The sequence below is a fragment of the Paenibacillus sp. SEL1 genome, from assembly GCF_054602535.1.
Map to the genome: position 1 here is coordinate 1,571,200 of NZ_CM137723.1, position 13,705 is coordinate 1,584,904.

16 protein-coding genes and 1 pseudogene are annotated in these 13,705 nt (G+C 46.8%); 10 read left to right on the plus strand and 7 right to left on the minus strand.

Annotated elements, in window-relative coordinates; translation table 11 throughout:
• Window positions 1-4: 4 nt before the first annotated feature.
• The 4 genes from ACYCSE_RS07180 to ACYCSE_RS07195 all read right to left on the minus strand — a co-directional run bounded on the left by ACYCSE_RS07180 (window position 5) and on the right by ACYCSE_RS07195 (window position 5,184).
• Window positions 5-1,168 (minus strand): AI-2E family transporter, encoded by a 1,164-nt coding sequence (locus ACYCSE_RS07180; RefSeq protein WP_250266841.1) that lies wholly within the window; start codon window positions 1,166-1,168, stop codon window positions 5-7.
• Between the two features lie 150 nt (window positions 1,169-1,318).
• Complete coding sequence (locus ACYCSE_RS07185) at window positions 1,319-2,332, minus strand: LCP family protein (RefSeq protein ID WP_459701904.1); 1,014 nt, start codon at window positions 2,330-2,332, stop codon at window positions 1,319-1,321.
• Window positions 2,333-2,423: 91 nt separating this feature from the next.
• Window positions 2,424-3,326, minus strand: coding sequence for a cation diffusion facilitator family transporter (locus ACYCSE_RS07190; RefSeq protein ID WP_250260234.1), 903 nt, complete (start codon window positions 3,324-3,326; stop codon window positions 2,424-2,426).
• A 208-nt stretch (window positions 3,327-3,534) separates the two neighbouring features.
• Window positions 3,535-5,184, minus strand: coding sequence for a DEAD/DEAH box helicase (locus ACYCSE_RS07195; protein ID WP_459701905.1), 1,650 nt, complete (start codon window positions 5,182-5,184; stop codon window positions 3,535-3,537).
• 335 nt (window positions 5,185-5,519) lie between these two features.
• Between ACYCSE_RS07195 and ACYCSE_RS07200 the strand changes: the two genes are divergently transcribed.
• From ACYCSE_RS07200 to ACYCSE_RS07225, 6 genes and pseudogenes are all read left to right on the plus strand, one after another.
• Complete coding sequence (locus ACYCSE_RS07200; RefSeq protein ID WP_459701906.1) at window positions 5,520-5,957, plus strand: hypothetical protein; 438 nt, start codon at window positions 5,520-5,522, stop codon at window positions 5,955-5,957.
• A 39-nt stretch (window positions 5,958-5,996) separates the two neighbouring features.
• Window positions 5,997-6,641, plus strand: a complete 645-nt coding sequence (locus tag ACYCSE_RS07205) for an immunity 50 family protein (protein ID WP_250266845.1) — start codon at window positions 5,997-5,999, stop codon at window positions 6,639-6,641.
• On the plus strand, window positions 6,634-6,885 hold the full coding sequence (locus ACYCSE_RS07210) for a hypothetical protein (protein WP_459701907.1): 252 nt from the start codon (window positions 6,634-6,636) through the stop codon (window positions 6,883-6,885). Before ACYCSE_RS07205 ends, ACYCSE_RS07210 begins: the two co-directional genes overlap by 8 nt.
• Window positions 6,876-7,505, plus strand: a complete 630-nt coding sequence (locus ACYCSE_RS07215; protein WP_459701908.1) for a hypothetical protein — start codon at window positions 6,876-6,878, stop codon at window positions 7,503-7,505. Before ACYCSE_RS07210 ends, ACYCSE_RS07215 begins: the two co-directional genes overlap by 10 nt.
• 302 nt (window positions 7,506-7,807) lie before the next feature.
• The gene (locus ACYCSE_RS07220) at window positions 7,808-8,368 is read left to right on the plus strand and encodes a hypothetical protein (protein ID WP_459701909.1); all 561 of its coding nucleotides are present in this window, start codon (window positions 7,808-7,810) and stop codon (window positions 8,366-8,368) included.
• A gap of 2 nt (window positions 8,369-8,370) precedes the next feature.
• A pseudogene (locus ACYCSE_RS07225) lies at window positions 8,371-8,487 on the plus strand (Imm26 family immunity protein); the annotation flags it as partial.
• A 3-nt stretch (window positions 8,488-8,490) separates the two neighbouring features.
• Here the strand turns inward: ACYCSE_RS07225 and ACYCSE_RS07230 are convergent.
• Both ACYCSE_RS07230 and ACYCSE_RS07235 read right to left on the minus strand, forming a co-directional pair.
• Window positions 8,491-9,030: an SMI1/KNR4 family protein gene (locus ACYCSE_RS07230; protein WP_459701910.1), complete on the minus strand. Its 540-nt coding sequence runs from the start codon at window positions 9,028-9,030 to the stop codon at window positions 8,491-8,493.
• Between the two features lie 213 nt (window positions 9,031-9,243).
• Window positions 9,244-9,306, minus strand: a complete 63-nt coding sequence (locus ACYCSE_RS07235; RefSeq protein ID WP_459702486.1) for a hypothetical protein — start codon at window positions 9,304-9,306, stop codon at window positions 9,244-9,246.
• A 148-nt stretch (window positions 9,307-9,454) separates the two neighbouring features.
• Here ACYCSE_RS07235 and ACYCSE_RS07240 point away from each other — a divergent pair, with 148 nt between their 5' ends.
• Both ACYCSE_RS07240 and ACYCSE_RS07245 read left to right on the plus strand, forming a co-directional pair.
• Entirely contained in the window at window positions 9,455-10,114 is a 660-nt protein-coding gene (locus tag ACYCSE_RS07240) for a hypothetical protein (protein WP_250240659.1), read from the plus strand.
• Entirely contained in the window at window positions 10,095-10,454 is a 360-nt protein-coding gene (locus tag ACYCSE_RS07245; protein ID WP_254328218.1) for a DUF7716 domain-containing protein, read from the plus strand. Before ACYCSE_RS07240 ends, ACYCSE_RS07245 begins: the two co-directional genes overlap by 20 nt.
• Here the strand turns inward: ACYCSE_RS07245 and ACYCSE_RS07250 are convergent.
• Window positions 10,444-12,081 carry a DUF6138 family protein gene (locus ACYCSE_RS07250; RefSeq protein ID WP_459701911.1) on the minus strand — a complete coding sequence of 546 codons (1,638 nt, stop codon included), beginning with the start codon at window positions 12,079-12,081 and terminating at the stop codon, window positions 10,444-10,446. The two genes, ACYCSE_RS07245 and ACYCSE_RS07250, sit on opposite strands and share 11 nt — an antisense overlap.
• 291 nt (window positions 12,082-12,372) lie before the next feature.
• Here ACYCSE_RS07250 and ACYCSE_RS07255 point away from each other — a divergent pair, with 291 nt between their 5' ends.
• Window positions 12,373-12,735, plus strand: a complete 363-nt coding sequence (locus tag ACYCSE_RS07255; protein ID WP_459701912.1) for a hypothetical protein — start codon at window positions 12,373-12,375, stop codon at window positions 12,733-12,735.
• A gap of 17 nt (window positions 12,736-12,752) precedes the next feature.
• A complete protein-coding gene (locus tag ACYCSE_RS07260) occupies window positions 12,753-13,646 on the plus strand; it encodes an SMI1/KNR4 family protein (RefSeq protein ID WP_459701913.1) in 894 nt (297 codons plus the stop codon).
• Window positions 13,647-13,705 lie beyond the last annotated feature (59 nt).

Here is a 13,705-nt window from a genome sequence, read left to right on the forward strand (position 1 = left end):
AATTTTATTTTTCGTAAAGACTTGCGTTCCCTTTATCCGCCTCATAGAGATGCGAACGTTTTTTAAAGAAACTATACAAATGTGTAACGATTACTTTCAAGACAGCATACCCCGGAACCGCCAGTACAATTCCCACCACACCAAACAAATTGCCTGCAGTCAGAATAACGAAGATAATCGTGATCGGATGTACTCGAAGAGATTTGCCCATAATTTGTGGAGAAATTAATTTACCCTCAATGAGCTGTACGACTGTCCACACGATAACCATCTTGAGCAGCATAATCGGTGAGGTGACCAAGGCTACAATTAACGCGGGTGTAATGGCAATGACGGGACCTAAGTAGGGGACAACGCTCGTAAAGGACGCAATGACTGCAAGCGTCAGAGAGTAGTCTAATCCAATGATTAGGTAACCAATATACAACAGCGCCCCAATACAGAAGCTGACAATAATCTGCCCACGAATATAGGAACTGACCTGATGATTCATCTCGGTCATAATGCGATCTGTTTCTTTACGAAACATAGGCGGGAGCATTTTCAGGATAAACTGTGGCAGCTTGTGTCCATCTTTTAGCAAGTAGAACAGAATAAATGGAACCGTGGCAATCGCAAGTACCGTTTCTGTAACCACGCCCAAAAAGCTGCCCACACCCGTCCATGCATTATTAATAAAGCTAGATAATTTTTCAGAAGCTTTGGAGGCCAGCTCAGATGGATTAATTTGAATGGTGTTCTGGAACTGGTTTACAAAATCGCTGCCGATCAGTTTCTCGAATTGTCGTTGTACTTGCTCGCTATAGTCGGGAAAATTCTGGATAAGTCCCTGTATTTGATCGCGGATTACAGGTACCACCGATGTAACCACAATCGCAATAACCCCTATAATAAGCAAAAACAGTACAACAATGGAGTATACTCGTTTCACCTTATTACGCTCCAGTACATCAACCAACGGGTTGAACAGATAGTACAACACGCCGGATAAAATGACAGGGAGAATTATCGTTTTTAACAGCACCATGACAGGTGTGAATATGTATGAAATTTTGGTAAGCACCAAGATATTCAAGCCGATCAGCAGCAGTACCAGCAGGAATAACACAAACTTGTTGTTCAGAAAAAACTTCTTGAATCGGTCTTTCCATGCCGGAGTTATTTCCACACCACATTCCCCTTCTCTTTACACAAATGAGTAGACGTTCTTCATAGATACGATATATTTTTGGAACAAAATATACAAGGTTATACCCAAATAAACACAAAAGCAAACAAAGTTGTACGTCATCGTACGAACTTCGCTTGCTTTCGAGGGTTATGGAGTATCATTTATCGTGGTTGCAGTATCCACCGTCGTGGTCACAGGTTTGTTCTCCTGTTCAAAAAGATTCTGTATGAAGCGCTTGAGCTTTCTTTCGTCTACACCCAACACCTGCGCACCCTTAATGGTTTCCCCGCGCACCAATTCATTCGGCGGGATTTGCTGCTTCGCTACTGTTGTTGCATCGATATTAAAGCCCAATGAAGCCAATTGCAGCATTTCCGTAGTACTGAGATTCGTTTCAATATAAGGAGAAATGCTATTTAAAATACTCGGCAGTTTAATTAGAGATGAGGTTGACTGAATTTTACCGCCAAGCTCGGTAATGAATTTGCGTTGCCGCTCCGTACGCGTAAAATCGGAAGTTGCATCATGACGGAAGCGTACATATTGCAAGGCTGTTTTACCGTCCATGTGCTGCATTCCCTTTTTCAAATCAATATCAAACTGGTGTTTATCTGCCTTGGAGGTATAGTGCATATCTTTTTCGACATCCAGGTCAATACCACCCACAGAATCCACCAGCGCAATAAAGCCATTAAAATCAGTATATACATAATATTGAATCGGTATGCCCAGCAGGTCGCTCACGGTCTGTCTGGTCAAATCCGGTCCACCGTAGGAAAAAGCAGCATTCAATCGACTTTGCCCATGACCTGGGATATTGACGTACGTATCACGAAGAATCGACATAAGTGTAGCCTTTTTCGTAACCGGATCAATAGAAGCAACCATAACGGAGTCAGAACGCCCTGAATCCTCTCCACGGGAGTCGCCGCCTAGCAGCAGAATATTCACTCTTTCTGTCCCATCCCATTCCGGTGGGAGCGATACCTCTACAGGTTGTACATTGGTTTGAGTTTGTGCCTGCGGTTTGAATTTCGAATCCTGTCCGGAAGCAACCGAAATTTGATTCGTAAAATGATAAATAGAATACGTATAATAACCGCCCACTAAAAGAACCGCTGCAGTCACAGAAATGCCTAACCATTTTAAAAATTTTCGCATATTTTCGGGTAACCTCGCTTTTATTCATCATCGTTCGGCTTTTAAAAGCATACCCTTCCTGCAAGTTATCTGTCAATTTGTGTCGTCTGTTCTAGTGGTCGTCCGCATACCATGGATTCAAATGGACAAGCACCTCATAAACCCGCGGTTCCCGCTTCATAACAGCCCCCTTAATCAGTCGGATAATATCGTGTCCCTGCTGAATCGTCAAAGAGGCATCCACTGAAGCGCGGATATCCACGATGATATAATGGCCGTGCTCACGGGCACGGATACGGTCAATACGTTGAACCTCGGCTACACTCAGTGCGGCTTCGGCGTAGCTTTCAATTTCCTCCGTTGCAATCGCTTTTTCCATAAGTACATCTATGGATTCACGGCCCATTTCCCACGCCAATTTCAGAACTAGCAATGCCACTACGAATCCCGCAATAGGGTCGCCGTAAGATAAGATTGAAATGCTCCAGTGCTCCCCAATTAGCCCTAAGCCGATACCCAGTACAGCAGCCCCAGAGGCGTACACATCAGCGAGATGATCTTTTGCCGTTGCAATAAGACCCTGACTATTGGCCGCTCTCCCGATACGAATCGTGTAAATATACAGCCACTGTTTCCAGAGCAAGGAAATAATGGCGGCCACCAATGCCAGTATATGCTCCTGTGGCATCGGTTCGAACAGTGCTGCAATGGAATGATAGCCGATAAATATGCCCGCTCCAAACAATATGACCGCCACCACGCTTGCACCGATCACTTCTGCTTTGCCGTGACCATAAGGATGATCCTCATCCGGCGGCTGGCTGGATATGCGCATCGCTCCCAGTGCCGTCGCAGAGGCAATCACATCTCCGGCATTATGCACACCATCGGCTACCAGCACCTTACTGTTGAACATAAGTCCTGTAATAATCTTAATGCCGGTTAATAGGATGTTGCTAATCAGGCTGATCCATGCTGAGACCATGGCGCGCTTGCCCATATCCTGTTCCTGCATGATGTATAACCCCTCCAAATTTATCTTTTGAAAAATGTAACCTAAACGCTAATCGTATATTTCAAGGTAGCTCCGCTACTCATGTCATCTTATGGTGCCGCTCCTTCAGCGGTATGGATGAAGATTACAATAGCCCCGGAAGATGAGCCTCCCCGGGGCTATTATGATAACCATAGTGGAGCATTCTATGAGAATACTCCTGTTTTAACTATCTGGACCGTCCGCGACGGCCTCCTTGTCCTTGACCACCACGCGGGCCGCCTTTGGCTTGTCCACCGCGGCCACCTTGGCCTCCGCGTGCGGAACCGCCGCTACTGCGGTCATACCCGCCACGCTCGCTGCTTTGTCCTGCCGTGCGGCCTTGGCCTCCGCGTGCAGAACCGCCGCTACTGCGGTCATATCCGCCACGCTCGCTGCTTTGTCCTGCCGTGCGGCCTTGGCCTCCGCGTGCAGAACCGCCGCTACTGCGGTCATATCCGCCACGCTCGCTGCTTTGTCCTGCCGTGCGGCCTTGGCCTCCGCGTGCAGAACCGCCGCTACTGCGGTCATATCCGCCGCGCTCGCTACTGCCGCGGCTAGAGCGGCGTTCGCCGCCTGTGGCATCACGACGGCCCGCCTGTTCGCGGCCGCTGCCCCGGCGCCCACCGCCGGAGTCGTTGCCGCCGTAGGAACGGCGGTCGTTTCTGCCCGAACGGCGTTCTCGACCCTGCCGATCAGCCGTATCGGAAGCAGGTCTACGCTGTCCGCCGCCCTCACTGCTGGTGAATGTGACACCAGCAACTCTTTGGATGTTCCGAAGCTCTGGAACATCCCTTGGCGTCGCGAGCGTCACTGCCACGCCTTTGCCTCCGGCACGGCCGGTACGCCCGATGCGGTGGATGTAGCTTTCGGCATCCTGCGGCATGTCATAGTTAAAGACATGCGTGACGCCTTCTACATCCAAGCCGCGTGCAGCTACATCAGTCGCTACGAGCAATTGGAGTTTCGCTTCCCGGAATGCCTTCATCACTTGCTCCCGCTTGTTCTGGGACAAATCTCCGTGAAGCTCACCGCTCTCGAAGCCCATCTCTTGCAGCTCTTCGTTCAGTTTGGCAGCCCGGCGCTTCGTACGGCAGAAAATAACAGCCAAGTACGGACGATCTGTATTCAGCATATCCACCAATGCCTGTTGCTTACCACGGTCTGTTGTTTGCACAACGACCTGACGGATTTGGCTCACCGGAACGGAAGAAGCGGATTTCACTTTGACATCTACGGGTTCGTTCATATAGACACGAGCCAGCTTGCGAATACCGGCTGGCATCGTAGCGGAAAACAGCATCGTCTGTCTCCGGTAAGGAACCTCCTGAAGAATCGTCTCCACATCGTTCAAAAAGCCCATGTGTAACATTTGGTCGGCTTCGTCCAGGACCAGCATTTTAATGCCACCCAGATCCAGCGTGCCACGTCTCAGGTGATCCAGCAGTCGCCCAGGTGTACCAATAATCAGTTGTGCGCCGCCTTTCAGTTTACGAAGCTGACGCTCTACGTCCTGTCCTCCATATACAGCCAGTAATGACAGGTTCGGCTCCGTAGCAGCCAAGCATTTTGCTTCCTCCGTAATCTGGAGCGCCAGTTCACGCGTAGGTGCAATCACGAGCGCCTGTGGGTGTCGCTTATCCAAATTCAGCTTTTGTAGAATCGGCAGTAAAAACGCAAGCGTCTTCCCGGTTCCCGTATGTGCCTCGGCGATAACATCCTGACCTTCCATCAACAGTGGAATCGACTCCTGCTGTACAGGAGTTGGGGATGAAATTCCCTGTTCTTTCAAGGCTTCTACCCAATGCTGCTCTACGCCTAATGCTGCAAAATTCTTCAAGTGTTATTCACTTCCCTTATCTGTATTCAATATGTGTCACGTAAAATAGGTTCATGTGCCATATGACATCTATCGTTCCATAGTTCAGAATTCCCATTTTTGTATCGGTTCTCATTCTACCCTTTTCAGGAAGGGAGCTTATCCGTTATTGTTGAATCTGTTCATGTAACCAACATACGGCCGCCATGCGGCTCAGGCCCGTTCCATGTATGACTTTCCTAGTATACGCGAAGTTGAACTGGTTTCCAAACGATTTTAATGAACAGTACCACAGTCGATGTAAAAGGTGAATTCGATCTTCATGTCATATATTATGGTATAAGAATTGGTAATTCATGAATAAAGGATGGATGCTTGTGGTTAACAACCTGCAAGAGTTGCTCCGCATTGTAACCGATGATGAATTGATTCCGCTGATGCTAGCTATCGAGGCTCCCAGTATCAAATCATCCTATAACAAAGGGACAACGCCGGAAGTGTACATTCTTTTGTCCAATGACCCCATGTGCCAATCTTCTAATCATTGCGGCATGCTCATTTCAATCCGTCAGGACGTTTATGAAAATATCGACCAAGCAATCGTCGAAGACGTTATGATGAAGCTGAGCCAGTGGTTAAAGGCACACAAGCTGCTACACAGTCCGCGTAACTTTTATGCTGGCAGTAAAGCACGCGCTATTATGGATATTGTTCCATTTATGCTCGAACAGGATACACCGGATATGAAGTATGTTTTTCAATCGTGGGCTCCGTTCCCTTTACCACACACTTAAACAATCCGCCATACCATTAACCCTAGGAGGCTGCAATTTATGCAAATTCAAGTTCAAAAGGTTGAAAAAAAAGAGAACGAATATCTCATTCATTATCAAGCCGGGGGAGCGTTGCCGTTCGTTCCGCATGATATTGTTCTGATCCATGGCAAACAGTATTTTATAGGCACGATTTTGAAAGTAGAGCCGGAACAAGCCCTTGTACGTATCAATCCAGAATATGAAGACCAACTGGCAGGGTCCATCGGACTGGAACTGGCTTTCTCTCCAACCGTTTCTATTCAAGGTGCAGACAGCATTGTTGAAAAGCTCGGCTATTTTCCTCCCTTTCATTATGACCGAATTACGGCTGCTAATATGACGAAAGACCAGATTACACTGACGATTGAGCTATCCTACGCTAGCGTGCTTGTCCCTAGATCACCGGATCTGGAGCCTTCGGCTGAGGCACCTGTAATCCCTGAGGCTCCAGCAAAAGACGTCCCACGCTATGCAGTGACTTTTACATTTCTGGAAACCAAAGAACATGTATTAACTCCTGTAGAAACAGAAAACATCATCTTGCAGCTTGATTTCCGCTATGAAGAAGCAGACATGGTCGTTGATATCGATGCCTTGTCGGGACTGTCAGGTAGCTTTCTGTGCAGAGGTATCCGCGCAGAGATTAAGGAACTGAATGAATAAACAGGAGGCTCGCGAGCTGTTACGTTGTCATTCTTTTATTCAGGATGATCTGGATCATCCCAAAATGCAAAACGGATTTCTAGGGATGCTCCGCCCCTTCCAGGGAGAACTGATTGAGGATAATTTCCATGAGCTGATGACCACCATTGAAGTTCTGGCAGATGAGTTGGAGAAACCATCCGTAGAACGGGAGCTGTCCACATCATCGACATCCAAAGGAGAATCACTCTACTTATGCGTGTAAGAATATTTATATTCATATTGATTATCGGAATTATATGTGTGCCTGCCTATTTCATTATGAGTAGCTTTGGATTATTTCAAAATGAAAAGGTGCTTGTACATTACAAGCTTGCCATTGAAATAAAGGATAAAAAGTATGATGCCTGGCCTTTAATCAGCAGCTATACCGCTATAGATAAAAAAGGAGACAATCGTCAGCTCTACTATCAGGCGGAGGGCTCAGGCATAGAGTATCTGTTTCAACTAGCCTACGGACACTATGAACTCCGACCCTCCAAGGAAAATCCTTTCCTCGACGGGGGAGTCCACTACACCATGGACCATCCTGAGTATGTGCGTGAGGAAAAGCAGTATGAGAATGCTAACGACTACACGGAATTAACCCATTATTACAATCAGCAGGAACAGATTATTTATACCTATAATCCCGAAGCCAAGCTCGATAAAACATACGTCCGTTCCATCATCACCGCTGGAATGACTCGCACAACCGGTAGATCAAGCCGTGCGGTAAAGGATGACTATATCAATATCAGTAAGCTGTTTAAGGACAAGCTGGGAGTGAATGTGAAGGTAGATGTGGATGAGAACAACAAAATCGTCACCTTATCTATGACATGATCTCACAAATGATGCACCGCTAGCGATTAATAATGAATTTCTGGATGAAATCAATCATGTCGAGAACGCTTTGTTGATTGGTGCAGATGCGGGCGACAATTTTTACGTTCTGATATGTAATGAATACACCCCGTATGTGTACTACTGGGACCGCACACATCTTCATGCTTATGATGACAAACTGAACTATGATGTTGCAGAGCAGGCCCAATGTGGACATTTGTATCTGGTGGCAACAGACTTTACAACGTTTTTTAACCAGGTAATTGAACGACTCAACGAGCAGAAAGGGAGGCCTACTGATGACAGAAATACATAATCCTAAATGGGGACCGGCTTATTTGGAAGGTTGGGTTGTACCCGAGAACCCGGAGGCATGGGTCGAGCAGGAGTGGACAGGTAAGCTCCGTTCACAGGCCGGACATACGAAATTCCACATTTTTTATTATGGAGAGTTTATGGACGAGCTAATCGCTGTAACTGAATTTGCACCCCAGCTCATTATTGCAGAAGATGCAGTCACAGGTGAACAAATCGTGATTTTTGATGGAACCCGCCATGGTTACGATGCTCTGCTATGCGAAGTGTATACCAAGGAACAGCAGAACAATCGCACTCCCCTGCTGCCCTATCTGGACGAAGATGGTGAAGATACTTTCGAGGTAAGCTTGACCGCTTTTTATAATGTGGATTGGGATGACGAGTTTGCAGACGATGTGGATGAGAATGGACAGTTAGAGCTGATCAGCGGCGAACGATGCAATTTTGAAGATGTGAAGCGGAACGGCTATGATGCGATCAGCATTACGATTACCAGCGCTAAAGGTCTAAAAACAGAGATAATTCAGGAAGAGCTGGCCTGACGATGGTGTTCAAAAGAATCAAGCATCGGGAAGGCGATATTTTTGTTATTCCCACGCATGATGGCCGATTTGCGGTATGTCAGGTGATCTGCGCACTGTATGGTAGATTCAAAAAAGCGTTGTTAAAAAGGCTCGAATGTATAAGGGAATGGTGTACGATCTGTGCCCAATACCGACTTTACGCGCTCTTCATCCACCAACGCTTCGACGAGGCTATACAAATCCGAGGCTGCATACCGAAAATTGCCCCATGTGCGTAGATTCAAAGCATAGATTGGGAATTCCCCCCGTTCATCAGGCGATTGAATATCCCAGATCAGCAAGTCATCCTCTCCACTGGAAGCGAAAGGGACCGCATGCTCCAAAAGCTCCGGAAAACCATCTGGCTCCAGCACCGCTTCTTGTAAAACCTCTTCTGACTCCAGCAAATCATAAAACCAAGCCCGCCAATCATGATAACGATGGAGCCATGAATCCGGGTGATCACCAAGAGGAATATGAATGTTCCATAAGCCGCATAGTCGCCCGTAACCAAGAGTTTTGACATAATCTATATAAGAAGGCGGAAAGCCCATACCATTTTCAAAACAATGCTCTATAAGAAATTCCTCATCATAGTAGGCCTGGAATTGCGGACGCTGTAGTCCTGTAAAAATGCTCATGCTCGCCCTCTCCTTTCGCGCATCTTTATTCACCTTTTCGCTCTTAGGCACATTGAAAAGGTCTTTTTCAAGTGTTAAAATGGGAATAAGATGTATATTCTAAAAAAGAGTGAAGATGCGTCAACATCCTCACTCTTTGGCAACAGCCGCTTTTAAGGGCGGTGGCTGCAAGTTCACGGTATTCGAAATAGACCGGTTCCTACCACGGGCGGTCTATTTCTTTTTATGGAAGGAAAGAATCAGAATCACCAACGTTGCGAATTGAATCATCAACATTAAGGTGTCTTTAACCTCCACAGGCCTCACCTCCCTCACAGGAGACTAGCCGACCGCCCATCTAAGCCATTCTGTTGTTGAGGAATATTATAACATATGAATCATAAAATGTACGTTTTTACGCTCTTTCCGAAAAGGAGGAACGAATATGGAGCAAAAGCGCTTCAAAGATGAACATGGATATAAATATGACTTTGCCGCCGTGATCCGGAGAGGAGAACAAGTAGCTGTTCACTGTCCCCGTTGTCAGGGCCAAGCTTTTATTTCCAGATCCAAAAAAGAGTGTTATTACGTTGTTCGATGCTCTCATTGTTACTACACGTATCAGCAGCCAGAATCTTATACATTCTATGCACGCGGCGTATGCAACCATTGCGAACGGTATTTTAATATCGAAATCCATGATGACCGAACGAAACTCCATAAAAATACGAATATAAACTGTCCGCACTGTGAGACACGTAATCAGGTTCCGGTGCATCGTGTTCAATCACGCGAATGGCATACGGACGTGATCCAAAACGGAAAAGACCCTATTTTCCAGCTCCAGCTGTACTTCCTTGATTACTATCGGGGTAAACCTGTCTGGGCTCTTAACCGGATACACCTGAATTACCTGCTCTCCTATATCTCTGCTGAGTTGCGGGAAAAGCCTACATCCGGTATGATGCGTACGGCTTCCCATTCCATTCCCAAGTACATTAAGGATGCGAAGAATCGCCAGGCCATCTTAAAGATATTACAAAAGCTACAGCATAAGCCAGCAGCTAAGAGAGGGGCCTCCATACATGAGCATACTAACTTTTGACAGCCTTGAAGCACTAGTTCATGCCGTTGACCAAACAGAAATCAATGAATGGGTATTTGCCAATCTGGAACGTGTTCAAAGTAATCCGCTCAATTCTACCTACTACATCATCCCCGAGGAAGAATTGTGGGAGCTGGAGGATGCGGGTCTCACCGTCACCAATCATCGTGATGAAAGTATCCCTGCATCTCTGCCAGACCATCACGTGCAATCTTGGCTGGAGGTAGCGACTGTACAGGATGTTATTGAAGTGTTACGCCACAGCGGAAGCGAGCCGGATATTGAACGCATTGCGCAGGGACTGCGATATTATCATGAATATGATGCTTTTATGGAATAAGCGTCTCCAGCAACTCTTTCACCTCAGGGACAGCCTGCTTCAGGCTGTTTTTTAGTTTCTTCGCGCCACCCCATATACGATAAACAAGCACCTCTTGTTCGTAGTCCTCCAGCTTCTCAAGCTCCTCCACCAGTACCTGTGCCTGCTCTACAGTTTCGATTCCGGATGACTTCAGTGGTTTGGCAGACTCGTTGCTTGCCAGTAGAATCCTCGTCCAAACGGGGATCGTGTCAGGTGTTAGCCCATGCGCTTCGGCAAAAGCAGCCGCGTAACCGTCCTGTACGGACTGATGTTCACTGTCCACCAGCTTCATATAACGATTCACTAATGGGAAATAGTTCGTTCCTTTCAGTCCTAATCCCATTACCGCATAGGTTCCCGGCATCGCCGACTTTTCACCGGGCTCTACATCGTTATACCATTTGAATTCTTCCATCACGGTTTCGGCATATTCAGCCAGCAACGGATGCAGCGACGGATACTCAAGTGCATTGGCGAAGAAACGATGTAGCGTAGATTTAGCCAACTTGGGTACAGGCAGGTAGTTTTTCACCTTGCTTTTGAACTTCATCCGATATTCCTTGGTAAAGCCCTTCTTTAAAATATCGCATAAATATACAAGTGCTTGTCTATAGCTTTCTTCTTCCTCTGAACGAATCTGAACCTCCAATGTTTGCAAAATATCATTGGCTTGGCAGATGACTCGCTCGCTTGTATGTAGCGCTGGGATGCTTCCTGATCCGCTCTCAAGCCACACGGAAGCCTGCTCCGAGCCTAGCTGTGCAGCAATCTCCAAATATTTCTGCCGTGCATCGGCATCGGTCGAACCCACCCGCATCGCGGTAAGCAGGAACATCTCCATGGCTGGCGCGGGAATTTCCGAAGGGAGAATATCGGGCTTCACTTTATAATCCAACCCATAGCTTTTTTCCCGATCCGCATACTTCAGCAAAAATTCATCTTCAGCCCAATGCTTTAAGCCACTGCTGAGCTGATACCTCCATGCTTCCTCACGCTTGCGGCTGACCTTCACTTTGGCATCCATTATATGGAGAAACTCATCCACCCGCTGGGGATCTATAGCGTACAAATGAGGATCAAGCAAGTGTCTCACTAAGAAGAAATCGTCCTCTTCCTTCGGGATAGCTTTACTGGAGGGGTTGAGCTTCTGCTCCACAAACTGCTGGATAGTGGCTAACAGTTGCTGCCGTTTATCTTCATTTAGGAGTGAGAATGTAAAATGATTGGCCTTACTCTCCAAGACCACTTCCAGATGAAAATCCAGCCGATAACGAAAGAACATGGAACTGAATTCTTCCGAATTAAATAGCGCCTCTATCCGTTCCCTAAACACAGGCATCCATTCGTCCTGAACCTGCTGCAGTGTTACCCCCTCCGTAAAACCAGAAATCTCCATGTCCGGTCTACGATGATCCCAATCAAACGGTTCGTAGGTATCCACCCACAGCCCATCCTTCTTACAGGTAACTTTTAAGTATTCATGAATCCCTTCGTGAAGGACACTTTTGATTTGGAATTCGGCGATGCGCTTTTGCTCAGAAGCGTACGCCTCATCAATCGCCTCAAAAATTGGATCTATGTAGGCTTGTACCCCTGATGTTGTCATAAGATGTGTTCCTCCTTCGTCCCCTCACAAATTGTAGTTCCTATGAAATTAAGATAGACTAATCTATAACTATTTTATTTCCTAATTATAGCATATCTCTCATTTACTTTTGATCTCTATCCCTATAGATAGAGTGCCGGAAAGCAGGTGTATCCTACATGTATTGGGTTTCCACACAACATACGACGGTGGCTGCCACGACACTCGGAGATCATTACTACGAAGACTTTAGATGTTCAAGTCCCATTCACAGAAACACTGGAACATATTTTACGGGATGAATTCGGAAAGATGGAACCATTTCCCCGTTATTTCGAACCTGTCAGCCCAGACAAAGCCGCAACATTCCTACTGTTTAATCCCCCGGATACGACCGAGGCCTACAATCCAGCCCATCCGAACGAGCAAGCCCTGGATTTCGCTCCGGCATCCATACAAGCATTGGCTCAGCGGTTTAAACAGCATTTTGCCTCAAACCTATGGATTGAAAATGAGCATATCTGCATGGCTTTTCTTCATACTCTAGGCGGATACGTGCGTTTTAACTATGCATATGGACGCGAAGTGGCGATCATTTATGAACCGAAAGCGATAGCACTTCGTGATGAAATTCTAGCATTCTTGCAAAAAGAGCATTGTCGGGTTGTAGAGTAAGAGGAGGACGAATACGAATGACAGTACATTTTGCACAAACCTTAGAAAAACTGGAACAAGTCGTTGATCGTCTGAGACAAAGTGGGATGCCTGATGTGGTATACCAATGGACGGAGGGGATTTCTACAGGTGAACTAACTGAGCTGGAGGAACGGCTGCGGATGCCTTTGCCTGCCTCCCTGTCTGAATTAATACAGCGGTGTGGCAGCTTAAATTTACTATGGTGCCTCCCCCCACACTGTATTGTAGCTGATGGACCGGAGTGTTCATATAAAAACAGCAATGATCTTGAACAAGAGCAGAGTATCCTAGACGATATCACAGGAGAGTTTGGCTGGAATCATGAGTATATTGGCTATTTTTCATCCTATGGGGAAGATACCGACTCGGTAGCGGACGAGCAACGATATCTGATCCTTAATTATAATGGTGCGGGTGATCCGATACTGCTTGATATGGCGACATCCACTACAGAGCCAGCGGTGTTCTGCTATCATCACGAGTTGGACCAGTTCACGCTGCTTGCGGAAAATCTACCTGCCTATATAGACACCATGCTCACCTTGCATGGGCTATGGCTATGGGATTGGTTTAAAGTGGCCGATGAGCATGGCATTCAGCTAAACAGCCCACCACTGCAACTCTGGCTACGCTGGTTGAACATGTTTTGCACGATGAAACTGGAGGATGCGCAGTCGTTGGAGACGCTGATCCATTACACCACCATGCATGGCGTAGATCATCCTGCTGTGTTGCAGGCTTTTCAAGCCTATGATCCAAAGGATATTTTTCTTGCCTGGGAGCAGCACTGGCAGAACATTCAACATAGCCAGGTTCCATTCTCTACTTGGGCCGTTTTGGTAGGGGAGACCGCGGGGATTGGGGCTGCTGATTGGGTCCGCTCCTTGTAGGAACCAGAAACCGCGCAAGCATGGACATCTTTAGCTCAAAACAATACCCTACATGCTAA